We start from the raw sequence: 20,418 nt of genomic DNA on the forward strand, positions 1-20,418 counted from the left end.
AATTCAAGGAGGTTTAAAATATGGTACCAGGTGAAAAGATACAACTTACAAAAGAAGGTTATGAAAATTTAATAAAAGAAAAAGAAGCGTTAAAGAAAAAATTAATGACTGAAATCGCTGAAAGAATAAAAGAGGCAAGAGAATTAGGTGATTTATCTGAAAATAGTGAATATGAAGAAGCAAAAAATGAACAGGGAAAGATTGATTCAAGAATAAAAGAAATTGATTATATATTGGAAAATGCAGAGGTTATTGATGAATCTGAAAGCAATAATGAGGAAGTTAATTTAGGGAATACAGTTATTGTTAAAGATTTAAAAAAGAATATAGAAGAAACCTATAAGATAGTTAATTCACAGGAAGCTGACATATTTTCCAATCCTAAAAAGATTAGTTCAGAATCTCCATTAGGAAAAGCTTTATTAAAGAAAAGAATTGGTGATAAAATAAAGTTTAAAACACCATCAAATAAAGAAAGAGAACTTGAAATATTAGCTATATTAAAATATGGAGGTGCTTGATTTGAGCGATTTAAGAGAGCAAAGATTAAAGTTGATAGAAGAAATTAGAAAAGAAGGAAAGAATCCATATCCTTACAAATTTGAAAAGGATATGAAAGTTGAAGAGATAAAAGAAAAATACAACAATATTTCTGATGGGGAATTATTAGAAAATGAAATATTTAAGTTTGCTGGTAGAGTAATGTCAATTAGAAAGCATGGAAAATCTGCTTTTATAGTAATAAAAGATGATACAGGAAGAATACAAGCATATATAAGAAAAGATAAAGTTGCTGACGGAAAATTTGATGAATTCAAAAAATATATGGATATTGGAGATTGGATTGGAATAGAAGGATTTCCTTTTAAGACGCATACAGGAGAATTAACTTTATTAATATTGGATTTTGAAATTTTGTCAAAAGCATTGAGACCATTACCTGAAAAATGGCATGGACTAAAAGATAAAGAAGTTAAATACAGACAGAGATATGTTGATATGATAGCAAATGATGAGAGTTTAAAAACATTTGTAACAAGATTTAAAGCTATTAGATATATCAGGGAATTTTTATCTTCAAAGGGATTTATAGAGGTAGAAACACCAACATTGCATCCTATTTTAGGTGGTGCAAATGCAAGACCATTTGTAACACATTTAAATGTTTACGATGTTGATATGTATTTGAGGATAGCTCCCGAACTATATTTAAAAAGACTTGTTGTTGGTGGAATGGAAAAAATATTTGAAATTGGTAAGAATTTCAGAAATGAAGGTGTCTCTTATAAACATAATCCAGAATTCACGATGATGGAATTATACCAAGCATATGCTGATTATAATGATATGATGAAAATTACGGAAGATGTTTTATCATATGTTGTAGAAAAAATACATGGTACAACAAAAATTAATTATCAAGGAGTAGAAATTGATTTCAAACCACCTTTTAAAAGAGTAAAGATGAGAGATTTCATAAAAGAACATCTTGGAGTTGATATTTTAGAGGATTCAGATGAAAGAATGATAGAGGTTTTAAAAGAAAATGGGGTGGATATTCAGGTAGAAGATAAAGGACATTATATAGATGAATTGTGGTCGTTAGTTGAAGACAAAATAGTTCAACCAACATTTGTTTTGGAGCATCCTGTTGAAATATCACCATTGGCTAAACGCCATAGAGAAGACCCAAGAGTTACAGAACGATTTGAATTAATCATATATGGCAGAGAATTAGCAAATGCATTTAGTGAATTAAATGACCCTGTAGATCAATTACAGAGATTCAAAAAGCAAGTGGAATTAAAAGAAAAAGGTGATGATGAAGCTCAGATGATGGATCTTGATTTTGTTAGAGCTTTAGAATATGGGTTGCCACCAACCGGCGGGCTTGGAATTGGCATAGATAGATTTGTTATGTTTCTTACTAATGCGGAAACAATAAGGGATGTTATAGCTTATCCAATAGTAAAGCCAATGAAATTTGAAGATGAAGAGAAATTAATTGAAAATGATGAATAAAATTAACCTTATTTAAATATTAAATTCATCTTTATGTATATAATATATAAGGTACATTAAATATAATAAATAATAAAATATATAGGAGGCTGATTAAAATGGCTAGAGTTTGTGAAGTGTGCGGGAAAAGACCAACAGCAGGCAATAGCGTTGCTCATTCTAAAGTAACGACAAGAAGATGGTGGAAACCAAATATTCAAAAAGTTAAGGTTGTTTTAGAAGATGGAACAATAAAAAGAATGAATGTTTGTACGAGCTGTTTAAAAGCTGGAAAAGTAAAGAGAGCAATATAATAATAAAGTCTCGCAATTTGCGAGACTTTATTATTATATCCCTAAAATTGATTTTTTTTAGAAATATTTTACCAATGTTTGACCAGCTTGCTATTAGCAAGCTGGTTTTGTGTTATAATAGCATTGAAATCAGTTCGGAAAATCATATAAATTGAATTATAAAAGAATTGGAATGTGTAAAATATTAACAAATATTACTAAAAGAAAATTTTAATATTTATTTTTTATATGGAGTATGCATTTAATGAGGTGATTATTTTGAAAATATTAGGTCCTGTTGTAACCTCTAAAACAATTGGACAATCTTATATTCAAATAAGAGATTTGGTTCCACTGGCAAAAAAATATAATTATTCATCTATTGCAATATTAGAAAACCATCCAAAATCGTGGATAGATTTCATACATACATGCAATTTGTATAAGATAAAGCCTATAATATTTTTTGAATATAAAAACAATGTCGCATTACTTAAAAATACAGAAGATCTTAAAAAAGCTATAAGAATATATAATGGAATGAAAGATAATTTATATTTTTTCGCCAGTAAAAAAATTTTAAGAAAAATAGTATATCCAACGAAAAGATTTTCAGAATTAATAAATAATCTTAATGGTGATTATATAAGGAAAAATTACAGTATTGAAAATTATATTGATAATAAATTATATAATTATATTTTAAGTATAGATACTAATTATGATATTTCCAAATTTTTTGTTAACATTCCTAATATGGGAGGATTTAAAAAGTTATATGAAAGTATTCTACCAATAATAAAAAAAATACCGGAAAATTACATGGATAGATTGAAATATGAATTAGAAATTATCAGAAAACTAAATGTTTCAGATTATATATTAACTGTAAAAAAGATAATCGATATTGCTAAAGAATCCAAAATATTAATAGGACCTGGAAGAGGTTCAGCCGTAGGTTCTTTAATTGTTTATATGCTTGGTATAACATTAATAGATCCTGTAAAATACAACCTTTATTTTGAAAGATTTTTAAACGAATCAAGACAGGAATTACCCGATATTGATGTTGATATTGAATCAGAAAAAAGAGACGTTCTTATTGAAAATTTGGCGAAAGAATTTAAAGTTGCTCAGGTTAGAACTTATGTAAGAATGAAAAGTAAAAGTGTTTTTAAAAAAGTCAAAAGTATTTTGGGAATAGATTATTCAAATAAATTTACAAAAAAAATAAGAGATAAAGAAAATATGAAATTATATAATAAACCGGAAATAAAAGATTTTTATACATTATCTTTTTATCTTGAAGGAATTGAAACAGCTGAATCCGTACATGCTGCGGGTGTAATTTTGTCAGATAAAAACATCGAAGATATCATACCACTTGATTTTTCAAGAAACATTCCTGCAACATTATGGGAGATGGACGAACTAAAGTTAATTGGTATAGAAAAATTTGACCTATTATCTTTAGATACGCTATCTTTATTAAAAAAATTCAACTTTCATTATTCTAAAGATAAATTTTTCAATTTATCCAATAAAAACGTATATAGTATGATATCAAAGGGTTTAACGGAGGGGATTTTTCAACTTGAATCGAATCTGGCAAAAAAATTAACCAGAAAATTAAGACCTAAAAATTTTAATGAATTATATATATTATTGGCATTAAATAGACCAGGCCCTCTAAATTCAGGAATGTTTGATGAGTATTTAGAAGGAAGTTCGAAAGAGTATTTAAAAAAGATGCTACCGGAAACAAAAGGGGTTATTATATTTCAAGAACAGGTAATGTATCTGGCACAAAAATTAGGCGGATTGGCAACACATGAATCTGATAATTTTAGAAAAGCTATTGCCAAAAAGGATATTAAAAAAGTTACAGCATTAAAAGAAAAATTTATTTCGAATGCTGCAAAAAAAATTGGAGAAAAGGAAGCAAAAGAATTATACAAAAAAATAGAAATTTTTGCTCAATATGCTTTTAATAAATCTCATAGTGTAGCATATTCGCATTTGAGTTATTGGATTGCTGAAATAAAAAGTTTATATCCCGAAAGGTTTTATCTTGAATATATAAAGTATAAGGGATTTTCTTTTGATTTGTATAATGAAATAAAACTTATGAATATTAATTTATTACTACCTGATATAAATTTTCCATCAGGAAAATTTAAAAAAAGCGTTGTTATACTTCCATTGAGAACTATAAAAGGTGTTGGTGAGTTTGCAGAGAAAAGGATTTTTGAGGATATTAATAAGAATGGGAAATATACATCCTTTGAAGATTTTATAAAAAGAACTAAAAACATAGGAATTACACGAAATATTACAGAACAGATGGTTAAAGGAGGAGCGTTTAATAATATTGATAAAAATAGAAGAAAATTATTAAGGAAAATTTCTGAAATAGAAATGTATGCTAGCGACTCATCACAAAAAATTCTTTCCAGTGTTTTTGGGGAAAATTTACGAAAAAAAGATAAAGATATAGTAACTTCCAGAAATGATATAATTGCATTCGAAAAAGATGCGTTCGGTTTTGCAATTTCCACTTGATTTTATAAAAAAAATGTGATATAATCGCATTGAAATAAATTATCTAAGATGTTCGAGGGCTTCGCCCTCGAACTCTCTTTTATTAATAAGGAGGTGTATTATTATGAAAATTGACCTGATAAAAGAAAAAGCTAATGAAATTGCTAAAAGGATGAATCTTGAAATATTTGATGTTTCAATGAAAAAAATCAGAAGAAAATTAAAATTAGAAATAATTATTGATAAGTTAGATGGGTATATTGGAATTGACGAATGTGAAAAGTTTTCAAGAGAAATAGAGGTATATCTTGATGAAAAAGACATAATAGATAGTTCTTATGATTTAATAGTTAGTTCTCCTGGATTGGATAGACCATTAAGAAGTTTAAATGATTTTATACGATTTAGAGGAAAATTAGCTAAAATAATCTTAAAGGAACGAATAGAAAATCGTTCTGTTGTTAAAGGATATATCGAGAATATAGAGGATAATACTATATTTATAAGAGAAAAAGATGGTGGGAAACTTTTAAATATTCCTTATACAAAAATACTTAGATCAAATTTAGAAATAGACTTATAAAGTGGAGGTGATTATATGAATGTGGTTTTAATAGAAGCATTAGAAGAATTGGAAAGAGAAAAAGATATAAAAAAAGAGGTTCTTTTAGAAATTATAGAAAAAGCAATAGAAAAAGCTTATAAAAATAATTATGAGATGGAAAATGTTGAAGTAATTGTGGACAAAAATCATGGAGAAATCTCAATATATCAACTTCTTAAAGTCGTTGAAAATGTTGAAAAAGAAGGTGAAGAGATTGCTTTAGAGGAAGCCAAAAAAATAAGTTCAAAAGCACAATTGGGAGATGTGGTTAAAAAGAAAATAAATCCAAAAAAAGAATTTAAAAGAATAGCTGCACAAACAGCTAAACAGGTTATAAAGCAAAGTATTAGAGAAATAGAAAAAGAAAATTTATATCATAAATATGCTCCACTTGAGGGTAAAATAACCACAGCAGAAGTATTATTGGTAACAAATGATTATGCGGATATAAGGATTGGAAAATTAGAAACAAAATTGCCAAAAAAAGAATGGATACCTAATGAAACTCTATATTCTGGAGACATCTTAAAAGTTTACATTAAAAGCATTCAAAAAACAACAAAAGGGCCTAAAATTCTTGTGACAAGAAATGCACCAGAATTTGTGGAAGAATTGTTCAAAATGAATATACCTGAAATTGAAGATGGTATAGTAAAAATAAAAAAAATATACAGAGAACCCGGAATAAGGAGTAAGATAGCAGTTTATTCAGAAGATCCAAAAATTGATCCAGTAGGTGCATGTATTGGTGAAAATGGTGTAAGAATAAGCCAAATATTAGATGATTTGAAAAATCTGGAAAAAATAGATGTTATTAGATGGTCAGATAATGTCGAAGAATTGATTAAAAATGCTCTGGCGCCTGCACAGGTTTTGAAAATTAAATTGGACAAAAAAAATAAAACAGCTTTGGTTCATGTCCCTGAAACTCAATTATCTCTGGCAATAGGTAAAGGTGGCCAAAATGCTCGTGCTGCGGCGAAGATTACCGGGTGGAAAATTGATATACACACTGTTTGAATTAAATAAAAGGGAACACAATTTTAATAATATTTAAATCAAAAAGTTTTTTTTTTGCTGTAAAATTGAATCGAACTAAAATATGAGGAGGCGGATTCTACACTATGTCCCAACAAATATTAAAAAAGGTTCTCAGAGATAAAAAACAAAGGATGACTGCACAAAGAGAGCTTATTTTAAAAATATTTATGGAATCAAAAGGAAGATTATTGAGTTTAGATGATGTATATATGAATATCAGAAAGAAAAAAAGCCATAAAACAAGTAAAATGACAGTAAAGAGAGGGATAGATCTTTTAGAAGAAATAGGTATTATTAGAAAGTTGGATTTTGAAGACGGAACACCGAGATATGAATTGATAGAAGATTTTGATGAAGACCCAAGAGTGCTGTTTATATGTGAAAATTGCGGAAAGGCATTAAAGTTGGATTTGGATAAAGAAAAAATAAGAAGTATTTTACCTTATGAAAATATTGAAATTAAAGATTTTGACTTGAAGATATATGGAATGTGTACTGAATGCAAATAATACTGCACTTAAGTGCAGTATTATTTTTATCAGATTGTGTTGATATTTCTATAATTAATTAAAGATAAAATTTTTATATTATAATAATTATAAATAGCAGGTAATTACTTACCTGCTATTTTAAATATTTATATATTTCATTTTTTAATAAGCCTATACCTTCACCAGTTTTTGAAGATACAGGAAAATATAAATATTCTCCATATTTTGATAATTCAGTTTGTATTATTTTGAATTTTTTATTTCTTTCCGATTTCTTTAACTTATCGAGTTTTGTAAGAACTATAATAAAAGGTATTTCTAGTTGCCTCAACCATTGTATCATTTCAATATCTTTCTTTTGTGGTTCATGCCTATGATCGATTAGCAAAAAGACCATCTGTAATGAATATCTGTTAGTAAAATAATCTTCCAATAATTGAGCCCATTTTTTCTTTTCCTCTTTTGAAACACTTGCGAATCCATATCCTGGTAAGTCTACAAGGTAACCTTTGTTATTTACACTATAAAAATTTATAGATCGAGTTTTTCCGGGATTAGAACTTATTTTTGCGATTTTTATACCAAATATTTTATTAAGCAAACTTGATTTTCCAACATTAGATCTTCCGGCAAATGCTATTTCTGAATTAAGAACAGGAGGGTAATCTCCTTTTATATATGCAGTTTTTACTAATTCTATTTTATTAGACATTTTCATCACCCCAGTAATGCTATTTTTAATACTTCTTCAATATTATTAACTTTATTGACTTTTATCCTTTTTAGAATTTCTTCTGGGATTTTTTCTAAATCTTTTTCATTATCTTTAGGGATTATTACTTCTTTAATTCCGCTTCTATATGCAGACAATAACTTTTCTTTAATTCCACCTACAGGTAATACTTTACCCATTAAAGTAATTTCGCCAGTCATAGCAATTTCATTGTTAACAGGATTTTTTAATATTGAGGAAATTATCGATGTTGTTAAAGTAATTCCGGCAGATGGACCATCTTTTGGTACAGCTCCTTCTGGAACATGTATATGAAAATTACAATTTTCAAATTTGTCTTTTAACTTTTCATCGAATTTTTCTATTAGCGCTTTTGATAGAGTTAATGCTATTTGTGCAGACTCCTTCATAACTTCTCCTAATTTACCTGTAATTATGATTTTTCCTTTGCCAGAGGTTATAAGCGTTTCAACCTGCAAAATTTCTCCTCCATATGCTGTCCAGGCCATTCCTGTAGCCACGCCTATTTCAGGTTTTTTTAATTTGTCTGATCTGAAATATGGTGGAGTACCTAAAAAATCAGATATATCTTTAACTTTAATAACAACTTTATTTTCACCTTCGGCTAATTTTAAAGCAGTTTTTCGCATTAATTTTGCCAGAACACGTTCTAGAGATCTCACTCCAGCTTCTCTTGTGTATTCAGAAATTATCTTTTGTAAAGCAGATTTATTCAATTTTATTTGAGAATGTTTTATTCCGTGTTCTTCCATTAAACGTGGGATTATATAATCTTTGGCTATATAATACTTTTCAGCATCAGTATATCCTGAAATATGTATAATTTCCATTCTATCCCTTAAAGCTGAAGGAATTGTATGCAACACATTAGCAGTAGTAATGAAAATCACTTCAGAGAGATCAAACGGTATTTCTAAATAATGATCTATAAAACTATTATTTTGTTCTGGATCAAGAACTTCTAAGAGAGCAGAGGCAGGATCTCCTTGATAAGAAATACCCATTTTATCAATTTCATCCAGTACAATAACAGGGTTTTTCACATTTAATCTTTTTATTAATTGAATTATTCTACCTGGCATAGCTCCCACATATGTTCTTCTATGTCCGCGTATTTCAGCTTCATCTCTTATGCCGCCAAGTGAAATTCTTCCGAATTTTCTTCCTAAGGCTTCAGCGACAGATTTTCCAAGGGATGTTTTACCAACTCCTGGAGCGCCTACGAAACATAGAATAGGTGATTTTGGTTTATCTGTTAATTTTCTTACAGCCAGAAATTCTAAAATTCTTTCCTTCGGGTCTTTTAAGCCATAATGATTTTTATTTAACAATTTTTCAGCTTCTTTTATATCCAATCTATCTTCAGTTTTATTATTCCAGGGTAAATTAATAATCCAATCTAAATACGTTCTAACGACATTAGATTCTGGAGAATATGGCGACATTTTTTCAAGTCTTTTTAGTTCGTACTCCGCTTTTTCTTTTACATAATCTGGCAAACCGGAATTTTCAATCTTATTTTTAATCTCTTTAAATTCTTCATCAGATTCTCCAGAGAGTTCCTCTTGAATAGCCTTTAATTTTTCCCGTAAATAAAATTCCTTTTGACCTTTTTCAATTTTTTCTCTTACTTTTGATTCTAAAACTTCTTCTATTTCCAATAATTCAATTTCTCTCGCAAGAAATTCCAATTCTAATTCTAAACGTTTTTTAGGGTGTAACTCTTCCAATAATTCTTGTTTTTCTTCTAGTTCAAGAGGTAAAACAGATGCTATTAAATCACTTATAATTTCAGGATCATTAGTATCTTCTAACACCATTATTGCTTCTTGAGGGAATTTTTTTGTTAAACTAATATATTTTTCAAATAGATCTTTTGCTTTTCTCACCAATGCCTCTAAAGTTTTTGTGATTTTATATTTCCTTTCAAGAGGTGAAATTTCAAATTTAAATAGTTCTTCTGTTTCAATAACTTTTTTGAATTCAGCTCTTTTCAATCCTTCAACTAAAATTTTATACTCCCCTTCTGGTGATTTTACTATTTGAACAATTTTTCCAACAGTTCCGATTTTATATAAATCTTCAATTTTGGGATTTTCCTGTTCTATATGTTTTTGTGAAACAAAAAAAATCATGTTGTTGTATTTCTCAAGAGATTCTTCAAGGGCTTTTATAGATTTTTTTCTTCCGATTAACATTGGTAATATGGAATTTGGAAAAATTACTAATTTAGCTCTTGTTGCAATTACCGGTAATTCTTTTGGAATACTTTCCTGAAAAGATTTATCTATGAATCTATCTATAGCACTTTTTTTATTATCCATGCAATCAACCTCCATTTTTATTGTAAAATTAACATTCATATTAATAAATTAAGACAGAAATATGGTAAAATATAAAATTGAGTAAGGTTTATCAATATACAGTCCATTATATATTTTAGCACATTAATTATAATTTATTAGGTATTTAAGGTAAAGATAAAGAAAAAATAAATAGAAGCGTTTATTAAAAAAAGTTTATAAAAAAATTGTATATCAAAAAGGTGGGAATGATGTGACTCAAATGATACAATTATTTGGTTTAAAATTATTATCTGGTAAAAAGGAAGAAATGTGGAATTTTATAAAAAGAAAAATAAACTCAGATGAAAAAGTTTGGGTTGTAACTTTAAACGCACTAATGTTTTTAGAATATTTTAAAAATGATGAATATAAATATGAATTACAGAATGCAACAATATCAATACCAGATGGTATTGGTGTTGTAAAATATCTCGAAAAATGGGGATATACAACTGAAAGATGTCCAGGAATAGATACAATGTTAAAAATTTGCGAATGGCAGGAACATAAAATATTTTTATTGGGGTCTCAACCTGGGGTTGCAAACAAGGCAAAAAAACACTTAGAAAATAAATATCCGGATATTTCTATTGTTGGAACACATCATGGCTATTTTGATAATACAGAAGAAGTAATTGATAGAATTAATAATAGTGGAGCTGAAATCCTTTTTGTAGGGATGGGCGTTCCAAAACAGGAAGAATTTATTTACAAAAATATTCATAGATTAAATGTAAAATTAGCTATGGGTGTTGGAGGGAGTATAGATGTTATATCCGGTAAGATACCAAGGGCACCGAAAATATTTCAGTTTTTTGGATTAGAATGGTTATATAGAATGTTAAGAGAACCAAAAAGATTCAGGAAATTTCCTGATTTGATGAATTTTTATTTTAAAATTTATAGATCTAAAGAAATGCCTATAAATTTAGAAGTTATCAATTTATAGCAACCAATTAAAGGTTGCTTTTTATTTTTTAAATTTTTATGATAAAATTGTTATTAATGAAGATAAAGGAGTGGTTAAATGGAAATTCATCATGTTGTCGAAATTCTTGTTGATTACGTTTCAAATATATCTTATATTTTAGCTATGATTGTAATAGTATTTGGGATGATAAAAGGATTTTCTATCTTTTTAAAGGATGTACTTTTTGGAAAAGAATCTGAAATGAGTATATGGGAAAGCCGGTTAGAACTTGGACATTCTTTTTCACTGGGGTTAAGTTTTCTGATAGGAGCAAGCATCCTTAGAACAACAGTATCTCCAACATGGAATGATACCGGACATCTGGCAACTATAATTGCAATTAGAACCACATTAAATTATTTTTTAACGAGAGAAATTAGAGAACATAAAAAGGATGTTAAAAATGATTCAAGATAGTATTATATGGATGAAGGAATTTTTGAAAGAGCCTAATAAAAAAATAATCGATAATATTAAAAATAATAAAGAGCCTATGATTGAGTATAAACAATTAAAAGAGTTTTATAATATTTTGAAAGAAAAGGATATAAAGGTTATTACTTTTTTTGATGAAGAATATCCTGAAAAGTTAAGGCGAATATATAACTCGCCATTAGTCTTATATATAAAAGGTAATGTAAAATTATTGAAAGAAAAATCTATTGGAATAGTAGGATCCAGAAAATGCACAGCATATGGAAAAAATATAGCTTTTTCCTTTTCTGAAATATTATCAAAAAAATACGTCATAATTAGTGGTATGGCTTATGGAATAGATTCATTTGCTCATAAAGGTGCTATAAAAAATAAAACGATAGCGGTTTTGGGTAGTGGTGTGGATATTCCATATCCCGCTTTTAATAGGTCCTTATATAATGAAATATTAGAAAATAATGGATGTATTATCTCAGAATATGCTCCAGGTACGCCTGCTCAATCGTTTAGATTTCCTGAAAGAAACAGAATAATTGTTGGATTGAGTAGTAGCATAATTGTAATAGAAGCAGCTAAAAAAAGTGGTTCTTTAATAACAGCTAGATTAGCAATAGAAAGTGGTATAGATGTTTATGCGATTCCTGGGGATATAACAAAAAAATCTTCTGAAGGGACAAATAATTTAATATATAATGGTGCAATACCGATTATATCTAAAACCCATTTAAAAGAACTTTTTAATCTTGAAAATACTAATAATATTGATATTCAAAATCCATTGGACTTTAAAATAATTGAGGCTATAACGAATAATTTTAATACATTTGAAAAAATTATATATTATACATCTGAAAAATCATCTATTATACTGCAAAGGCTAACAATGTTGACTTTAGAGGGGATAATAATAGAAAATAATGGAATTTACTATTACAAAGGGGGATGATTATGAGAAAAAGTGTGCTTTTTTTGTTAATCATATTTTTATTTATACTAAATTCCTGTTCTTCGCAACCCAAAACGGAACCTTATGAATATTTTTCTTCTGCGGATAATGCCTTTACCGAGATTGTAGTGGAAGGAAAAGGAATTAATTATGAAGAAGCAGAAACCAACGCACGTATTCAGGCTTTACAAAATATAGTAGGAATGAAATTATATAATCAAACAACTGTAAAAAACTTCAAATTAGTTGATAAAACAATACTTTCAAAAACCTATGGGTTTATAAAAGGTTCTGAAATATTACAGAAAACAAGTGAAAATGGAATTTATAAAATAAAAATAAAGTATAAAGTTTCAAAAAATTTAAAAGATGATGATTATTTTTATATTTTACAACAGATGAAAAAACCAAAAATAGGTGTTTTTATTCCAATGACAAGGAGTAATGATTTTTATATAAAAATTGCGGAAACAACTATTGAAGGAAAATTAAGTAAATATGGTTTTAATTTATTTGATTTGGGGAAAATACGAAAAGTATCAGATAAAATAAATTTAGCTAATGAAGGACTTGACATTTTAATTGAAGGTAATATATATGCTGAATATTCTGGAGAATATTATGGTTTGAGTACAGCAAGAAGTAAAATAGGTCTTAAAGCCTATTGGACATCAACAGGTAAATTGGTTGCAAGTGTGTCTGCTGAATCTGGAGGTTCTGATGTAACGAAAATAGGTGCTATAAAGACAGCTGTAAGAAAAAGTTCTGAAATTGCTGGTGAAAAGCTTTCTAAAGAAATAATAAAGACATGGATGAATTATCTTGCAAACGGTCTTCCCGTCCAGATTGTTATATTAGATATTTCAAATGAAAAGTATCAAAAAATTTATAATTTAATAACGAGTAATTTTAAAGTATATTCTTATAATTATTCTAATAATACAGCTATTTTTGAAATAGAATCAAAAATTTTTACAGATAAACTATATAATTTGTATTTTAAGGATTATGATTTGATTACACAAAATATGCTATATTTAGTTATAAAATAACTTTTTTAATTTTTAATTAACAATAAATCGTTATAATCGTTTATAAACTCCATTGAAAATAAAAAAAGATATAGAAAAATATAAAATTATGTGTTATAATTTTACTGTAACAGTTTTTTTATAAAAATAGTAAAGGGAGGGTAAAAAGATGAAAAAAGCTGCAGTATTAACATTATTGGTATTATTTGTATTTACTTCTATATTTGCAGTATCAAACAAAATAGTAGTATGGTCTTCAGAAAAGCAGGTTGATTTTATGAAAGCATTTGGTGAAAAATTTACAAGAGATACAGGAATATTGGTTGAAGTGCAACAGGTTAATTTTGGTGATATTAAATCAAAATTTTTGACTGCTGCACAGGCTGGAGAAGGTCCTGATATTATTGTTGGTGCTCACGATTGGGTTGGAGAATTAGTTGAAAACGGTTTAATCGATTCAATTCCATTTTCTGCTATAGAAACAGATAAATTCGCACAATCAGGTTTAAACGCTTTCACAGTAAATGGAAAACTATATGGTGTTCCTTATGCAATTGAAGCTGTTGCTTTATTATACAATAAAGATTATGTTGAAGAAGCACCGAAAACTATCGAAGATTTAAAAGCCATTGCTGGAGAATATACAACTGATGAAACATTAGGATTTGTTTATGACGCAGGTAACTTCTATTTTTCATACGGATTTATAGCAGGAAATGGTGGTTATGTTTTCAAATGGACAAAAGAAAATGGTTATGACGTAAATAATATTGGTTTAGCAAATGATGGGGCAATTAAGGGTGCTGAATTAATTAAATCTTTCTTTGATGAAGGCTTAATTCCACAAGGAGCTAATTATGGAACAATGGATTCAATGTTTAAAGATGGTTTAGCTGCTATGATTATCAATGGACCATGGGCTGTAAAAGACTATATAAATGCAGGAATAGATTTTGGAGTATTACCTTTAACAGAATTAAAATTATCTGATGGTCACTATGGAAAACCTTTTGTTGGAGTACAGGGATTAATGGTAAATGCAAGAAGCGAAAATAAAGCTCTGGCAAAAGAATTTGTAATTAATTACTTAGCAACAAAAGAGGGAATTTATGAATTCTATTTAGCAGATCCAAGATTACCAGCAAGAACAGATGTTGCTAAAATTATCGAAGAAAAAGGCGGACCTGTTCCAAAAGAAATCGTTGATGCATTTGTAAAAAGTGCAGCAGGTGGGGAGCCTATGCCAAATGTTCCAGAAATGGGTTCAGTTTGGGGACCAATGGGAGATGCATTATCTCAAATTATAAATGGTCAATTAGAACCAGCTCAAGCTTTAAAAGAAGCTGTTGAAAAAATTAAAACATCAATTTCTAAATGAGCGAATAAACAAATGACGGCTAAGCCGTCATTTGTTTATTATTTAAGTTTCAGAATATTAAAATAAATCAAAGGCATGAAATTATTTGTTTATTTTTAAACCATCAAATGCTGGAATAATATTATGTTTAGAATATATATTTTCTAATTCTGAATGAACAGGATTATGTAAATGAGAAAAATGAGTAACTATAAAATCTGTTTTTTCATTAATGATATTTTCTTTTTCGAATACATCTTTTGTTTCTAATATTTCTTCGTAACCCATATGAAATTCATATTTTTTGTTAAATCCCATAGTAGCATCTAAAATTACAATATCCAGATATCCAATTTTATTTTTTATAAAATCCACACTTTCTTTCAGGAATTTTCCTGTATCTACACCATACAAAATTTTTATTCCATTTTTTTCTACAATATAATTCAAAGGAGTTTCATCATAACCTGAAGTATGATATGCTTTTAATGTATATATAATATAACCATTTAAATGTAGAGTTTTAAATGGCTCAACTGACATTAGACTTATTTTGGGAAGATCAGTATTGTTTTTTATGATTGTACCTAAATTATCAGGAACAATTAAGTCTATATGTGGTAAATCATCAAAAGAACCAGAAAATATAGGACTGCGATATTCAAAGTTTTTAAAAAATAGATGATCAGAATGGCCATGAGTTATTAAAATATGCATAAATTTAGATAAATCTTTGCCAAATCTATTAGCTGATGCGACTATGTCTGGGCCAAAATCAATTAATATTTCTTCGTCAATTAAAATACTTGATCTTAGTCTGATACTTTTTTGACCTTCTTTTCTAGCGTTTTTACAATTTTCACATGAACAAAAAGGATTTGGAAAACCTTCTGATGCAGCCGTTCCTAAAAATAAAATTTCCATAACCTTTCCCCCTTGAAGATTAGTTTTCTTTAATTATACCATATTTGCTCCATAAATACACACCTAGCGGTGGGCAAAAGAGGAAAAACAAAATAATATTATAAAACAATTGAGCTAACGCACACCTAACGGTGGGCAATTTTTGGATATATTAAAAGATGTATTGTTATTTATAGCAAGATTATGGTAAAATATACAATGTAAATAATAACTTTAATTTTGTGGAGGTAAAATATGAAATTAGCTATAATTAGTGATACACACGGTTCAATATTTTATTTTGAAAAAGCTTTAAAATATATAAAAGAAGCTGATAGATTGATACATCTTGGAGACTTTTTATATCATGGCCCGAGAAATTCATTGCCAGAGGGTTATGAGCCAATGGAACTTGCGAATAGATTAACAACATTTTCTAAACGAACATTTGTAACCGGGAATTGTGATTCGCCAATAGATTTAAAATTGTTAAATATACCGGAATCAACACCCTATGTAATTGAAAGTTATGGTCCATTTAATTTTTTCTTCGCTCATGGCTGGGATCCTGATTTAGAAGATTCGATATTATTGGCAAAAAAATATAATTGTCAATATTTGATTCATGGTCATACACATATTCCAAGATTTGATAAGGTTGATAATATTGTTGTAATAAATCCGGGAAGTATGTCTATTCCAAAAGAAAATTCGCCTAATAGTATTTTATTGGTTGAAGTAGATATGGATTCCATAGAATTTAAATTTATAGATATTTTAAAAGATATTGTCTATATGGAATATTAATATGTATTTTTAAAAATTTGATGTACATTTTTTTGTAAAAAGTGGTATAATAATATTTACCAATATAACAAAGCAGGGGGTGTATGTATGAGAAAGTTTCTTATTCTTTTAAGTATTTTAATTATTAGTTTGGCTATTTTTGCAGAAGAAGTAAACCTGGTTATTCTTCATACCAGTGATTTACATGGAAATATATTTCCTGTAAATTATGCAACAAATAAGCCTTATTATGTAGGGTTGGGAAGAGTTTCAACATTTTATAAAATGGAAAAAGAGAAAAATCCAAATGTCTTTTTAATTGACACAGGTGATTTAATCCAAGGGACGCCTTTAGAATATTATCATGCAAGAATAGATAATGGTCCTGTTGATCCAATGGTTAAAGTTATGAACCATATGGGATATCTTGCTTCAATTATAGGAAACCATGAATTTAATTATGGTAAGAAAGTTTTAAATAAAGCAATATCAGAAGCAACATTTCCATTCTTAAGTGCTAATATAGTAGATAGAGATACAGGAAAACCAGTATTTAAACCATATATGGTTTTCGATTATAAAGGTATTAAAATAGGTATTCTGGGGTTAACTACAAAATTTATTCCAAATTGGGAAGATCCGAAAAATATAAGGAATCTTGATTTCTATGATCCAGTTGAGGTTGCAAAAAAATATGTAAAAATATTAAGAGAAAAAGAAAAAGTTGATGTTTTAATAGTAGGTTATCATGGAGGATTTGAAAGGGATTTAAATACTGGAAAACCAACTGAAGAATTAACTGGAGAAAATCAGGGATATCAGTTGTTAACAGAAGTTCCAGGAATAGATGTTTTGTTGACAGGACATCAACACAGAGCAATTTCAGGAGTTTATAATGGTGTTGCAGTATCTATGCCAAAAAATTGGGGTAAAATGGTTGGAAGAATTGAATTAACTCTTGATAACTCAAATGGAAAATGGAAAATAGTTTCAAAGAAATCTGAATTGTTAAATTCTAAAACTGTAGAATCAGACAAAGAGGTTTTAGCTTTAGTTCAGGATTATGAAGATAAAGTTCAAAAATGGTTAGATCAACCAGTTGGAACCGCAAAAGGCGATTTTTATGTTTACGATCCTTTAAAAACGAGATTAGCAGATAATGCACTTATAGAATTTGTAAACAGAGTACAACAAACTTATTCTGGAGTAAAGATTTCTTCAACTGCATTGTTTAATAATGATATAAAAGGATGGAAATCTGGACCTGTTACTTTAAGAGATATAAATGGAGTTTATATTTATCCAAATACTTTAAAAGTATTGAAAGTTACAGGTAAAGATATAAAAGATGCAATAGAGAGAAGTGCGGACTATTTTGTATTAAAAGATGGAAAGGTTGAAGTAAATAAATCATGGGTTGATCCTAAACCTCAACATTATAATTATGATATGTGGGAAGGTATAAGATATATTATAGATGTTAATAAACCTGTTGGAGAAAGAGTAGTATGGCTTGAGTATGAAGGAAAACCAGTTGAAATGAATAAAGAATATGAAATTGTATTGAATAATTATAGAGCCGGTGGCGGTGGAGGATATTCCATGTTTAAAGGAAAACCAGTTGTAAAAGAAGTAATGATGGAAGTTTCAGAATTAATGGCTGATTATATAATGGAACATAAAGTTATAGAAGCTAAAGTGGATAATAATTGGTATGTTGCAACAGATATTATGTATAATGTAAAATCAGGAGATACTTTGTTTAAATTAGGAAGAATGTACAATGTAAATCCTTATGCAATAGCAAAATGGAATAATATCAAAAATCCAGATTTAATTTATATTGGACAAAAATTAGTAATATATAAACCAGCAATTTCTAATAATTAAAAAAACAACCCCTTCAAGGGGTTGTTTTTTTAGTCTGGTGTTTGTTTATTCTTCATATCCAATTTTCCAGTATTCAACAAGGTGTTCAGGAATTTTATCGGTAAAATCAGGAAGTTTTTGTCTCATATAAAATGAGTTGCCATAATATGGTTTTGCTGTTCCTGTTAATTGTTTAACTATATATAATTCATCTTTTGCCCTGGTTACCGCGACATAAAATAACCTTTCTTCTTCATCAAGTTTTTTATCTTTTAATGCCATGCCATTTGGGAAGTCTCCAGGATTAACAGAAATTATTATTACTACTTTCCATTCGAGACCTTTAGCGCCATGTACTGTTGTTAATGTTATCTTTTCTGTTTTTTTATCTTTATCAGCATTCTGAATTTCAATGTTTTCGCTTAGTGCAAGTTCTTCGAGAAATTTATCAAGAGTTTCATATCTTGAAGCAATTTCTGATAATCTTTCTATGTCAAGTTTTCTTGAATAAGCATCTTTAAAATTAAGCTCTAAATATTCTCTATAAAATTCAAAATAAATATAATCGATTAAATCCTGTGGGTTTTCTGTTTCATTTTCATATAAATATAATATTATATCTTTTAATTTTGGATACTTTTTAAGATTGATATTCTCAAATGCATCATATGGTGTTGTATATTCCATCAGGTTAGAATAAAAACTATTTGTTATTTTTGATACAGTTTTTTGCCCAATCCCGGGAAATAATTTTAAAGTTCTTGACCATGAAATATTGTCAAATGGATTATTTGTTATTTTTAAAAATGCTAGTATATCTTTTATATGTCTTGTTTCGATAAATCTCTTTCCTGATAATAATTTATATGCTATTTTATTAGCATCTAATTTTTGTTGCAATGCCATAGAAAGACTATGGGATCTATATAAAATAGCTATTTCATCTGGAGAAATACCTTCATTAAATTTATTTTCAATTAATTGAACAACGAAGTCAGATTGTTCCAATTCATCATAAGTTTTTACGATTTTTGGTTTTATATTATATGAAGATCTATATGGTTTTAATTTTTTTGGAATTGAATGTGTGGGAATTAAATAATTTTCAAGATTTACAATTTCTGGAACACTTCTATAATTTGTTTGAATTTTAAATAGTTTTACATTTTTATGATTCGTGAAATCATCAACATTTTCAAATCTTGAGCCTCTAAATGAATAAATACTTTGAGAGTCGTCACCAACTACTATTAAATTTTTATGAACACTAGATAGAAACTCTACAATTCTCAGTTGAACTAAACTTGTATCCTGAAATTCATCTACCAATACCCATTTAAACTTTGAAGCTATATGTTTTCGAATATCTTCATTTGTTTCTAATAAGTGCAATGTATTTATTAACATATCATCATAATCCATTGCGTTGATTTTTTGTTTTAATTCAATATATTTCATGTATATTTTCTCAATGTCATTTTCGAAATTTATCAGATACGAAGCGATATCTAAAATTGCTTCTCTTATGGACTTTAATGTATTAGCAGCATAACCTATAATTTTTAATATAACGCCTTCATTTGGAATTTGTTTTGCTTCTTCTTTGGATAAATGTTCTTTATATTCATTTTTAGCTATTCTCATTAAATCCTTTGAATCTTCAGAATCAAGAATAGAAAAATTATTTTCATAACCTATTATTTTCGAATACCTTCTTAAAATTATATTACATATATGGTGAAATGTTCCAGCTGTCAATGATGAAGTGTCTACATTTGTTACATTTCTAACTCTTTCTATCATTTCTTTTGCTGAAGCTCTTGTGAATGTGACTAATAATATATTTTCTGGTCTGATTCCTTGAGATAATAAATATGCAATTTTATAAGTAATAACCCGGGTTTTTCCGGAACCCGGGCCTGCAATTATTAATGTTCGGCCATTTGAATTAATAACAGCATCCAATTGTTCGTCATCAAGTTCTTCTTTAAAAAATTCTGGAATAATGTATTCAGTTTTTTTTAAATTAAAAATTTTTTCTTTCATAATAT

18 protein-coding genes are annotated in these 20,418 nt (G+C 28.0%); 14 read left to right on the plus strand and 4 right to left on the minus strand.

The genetic code is table 11. The annotated features are described in order from the left end of the window. Positions 1-20: 20 nt before the first annotated feature. The 7 genes from greA to XO12_RS05030 all read left to right on the plus strand — a co-directional run bounded on the left by greA (position 21) and on the right by XO12_RS05030 (position 6,989). Positions 21-521, plus strand: coding sequence for a transcription elongation factor GreA (greA, locus tag XO12_RS05000; RefSeq protein WP_047266153.1), 501 nt, complete (start codon positions 21-23; stop codon positions 519-521). Further along, a complete protein-coding gene (gene lysS, locus XO12_RS05005; protein ID WP_175419782.1) occupies positions 508-2,022 on the plus strand; it encodes a lysine--tRNA ligase in 1,515 nt (504 codons plus the stop codon). The genes greA and lysS overlap by 14 nt, the downstream gene beginning before the upstream one ends. A 98-nt stretch (positions 2,023-2,120) precedes the next feature. Further along, positions 2,121-2,315: a 50S ribosomal protein L28 gene (gene rpmB / locus XO12_RS05010; protein ID WP_047266155.1), complete on the plus strand. Its 195-nt coding sequence runs from the start codon at positions 2,121-2,123 to the stop codon at positions 2,313-2,315. 258 nt (positions 2,316-2,573) lie between these two features. Next, positions 2,574-4,856 carry a DNA polymerase III subunit alpha gene (dnaE, locus tag XO12_RS05015; protein WP_175419783.1) on the plus strand — a complete coding sequence of 761 codons (2,283 nt, stop codon included), beginning with the start codon at positions 2,574-2,576 and terminating at the stop codon, positions 4,854-4,856. 103 nt (positions 4,857-4,959) lie between these two features. Further along, positions 4,960-5,418 (plus strand): ribosome maturation factor RimP, encoded by a 459-nt coding sequence (gene rimP, locus XO12_RS05020; RefSeq protein ID WP_175419784.1) that lies wholly within the window; start codon positions 4,960-4,962, stop codon positions 5,416-5,418. 15 nt (positions 5,419-5,433) lie between these two features. Then, the gene (gene nusA, locus XO12_RS05025) at positions 5,434-6,459 is read left to right on the plus strand and encodes a transcription termination factor NusA (protein WP_047266157.1); all 1,026 of its coding nucleotides are present in this window, start codon (positions 5,434-5,436) and stop codon (positions 6,457-6,459) included. A gap of 104 nt (positions 6,460-6,563) precedes the next feature. Continuing rightward, complete coding sequence (locus XO12_RS05030; RefSeq protein ID WP_047266158.1) at positions 6,564-6,989, plus strand: Fur family transcriptional regulator; 426 nt, start codon at positions 6,564-6,566, stop codon at positions 6,987-6,989. A gap of 115 nt (positions 6,990-7,104) precedes the next feature. Here XO12_RS05030 and yihA read toward each other — a convergent pair whose 3' ends face one another. Both yihA and lon read right to left on the minus strand, forming a co-directional pair. After that, a complete protein-coding gene (yihA, locus tag XO12_RS05035; protein ID WP_047266159.1) occupies positions 7,105-7,689 on the minus strand; it encodes a ribosome biogenesis GTP-binding protein YihA/YsxC in 585 nt (194 codons plus the stop codon). Further along, positions 7,689-10,049 carry an endopeptidase La gene (lon, locus tag XO12_RS05040; RefSeq protein ID WP_047266160.1) on the minus strand — a complete coding sequence of 787 codons (2,361 nt, stop codon included), beginning with the start codon at positions 10,047-10,049 and terminating at the stop codon, positions 7,689-7,691. Before lon ends, yihA begins: the two co-directional genes overlap by 1 nt. A gap of 241 nt (positions 10,050-10,290) precedes the next feature. On the opposite strand from lon, the gene XO12_RS05045 reads away from it, so the two are divergent. The 5 genes from XO12_RS05045 to malE all read left to right on the plus strand — a co-directional run bounded on the left by XO12_RS05045 (position 10,291) and on the right by malE (position 14,830). Continuing rightward, a complete protein-coding gene (locus XO12_RS05045) occupies positions 10,291-11,019 on the plus strand; it encodes a WecB/TagA/CpsF family glycosyltransferase (RefSeq protein ID WP_052913240.1) in 729 nt (242 codons plus the stop codon). 78 nt (positions 11,020-11,097) lie between these two features. Further along, positions 11,098-11,457, plus strand: coding sequence for a DUF1622 domain-containing protein (locus XO12_RS05050; RefSeq protein ID WP_175419785.1), 360 nt, complete (start codon positions 11,098-11,100; stop codon positions 11,455-11,457). Then, positions 11,444-12,421, plus strand: a complete 978-nt coding sequence (gene dprA, locus XO12_RS05055) for a DNA-processing protein DprA (RefSeq protein ID WP_175419786.1) — start codon at positions 11,444-11,446, stop codon at positions 12,419-12,421. Before XO12_RS05050 ends, dprA begins: the two co-directional genes overlap by 14 nt. 2 nt (positions 12,422-12,423) lie before the next feature. Further along, positions 12,424-13,473: a hypothetical protein gene (locus XO12_RS05060; protein WP_047266162.1), complete on the plus strand. Its 1,050-nt coding sequence runs from the start codon at positions 12,424-12,426 to the stop codon at positions 13,471-13,473. 148 nt (positions 13,474-13,621) lie between these two features. Then, on the plus strand, positions 13,622-14,830 hold the full coding sequence (gene malE / locus XO12_RS05065) for a maltose/maltodextrin ABC transporter substrate-binding protein MalE (protein ID WP_047266163.1): 1,209 nt from the start codon (positions 13,622-13,624) through the stop codon (positions 14,828-14,830). A gap of 81 nt (positions 14,831-14,911) precedes the next feature. Here the strand turns inward: malE and XO12_RS05070 are convergent, their stop codons facing one another. Continuing rightward, entirely contained in the window at positions 14,912-15,733 is an 822-nt protein-coding gene (locus tag XO12_RS05070; protein ID WP_047266164.1) for an MBL fold metallo-hydrolase, read from the minus strand. A gap of 234 nt (positions 15,734-15,967) precedes the next feature. Here XO12_RS05070 and yfcE point away from each other — a divergent pair, with 234 nt between their 5' ends. Further along, complete coding sequence (gene yfcE / locus XO12_RS05075) at positions 15,968-16,519, plus strand: phosphodiesterase (RefSeq protein ID WP_175419787.1); 552 nt, start codon at positions 15,968-15,970, stop codon at positions 16,517-16,519. An 87-nt stretch (positions 16,520-16,606) separates the two neighbouring features. Then, positions 16,607-18,388, plus strand: coding sequence for a 5'-nucleotidase C-terminal domain-containing protein (locus XO12_RS05080; RefSeq protein ID WP_175419788.1), 1,782 nt, complete (start codon positions 16,607-16,609; stop codon positions 18,386-18,388). Between the two features lie 45 nt (positions 18,389-18,433). Here XO12_RS05080 and XO12_RS05085 read toward each other — a convergent pair whose 3' ends face one another. Continuing rightward, positions 18,434-20,413, minus strand: coding sequence for an ATP-dependent helicase (locus XO12_RS05085; protein WP_047266167.1), 1,980 nt, complete (start codon positions 20,411-20,413; stop codon positions 18,434-18,436). Positions 20,414-20,418: the final 5 nt, after the last annotated feature.

Origin of the sequence: Marinitoga sp. 1154 (assembly GCF_013363285.1) — a bacterium.
Taxonomy (GTDB): Bacteria; Thermotogota; Thermotogae; order Petrotogales; family Petrotogaceae; genus Marinitoga.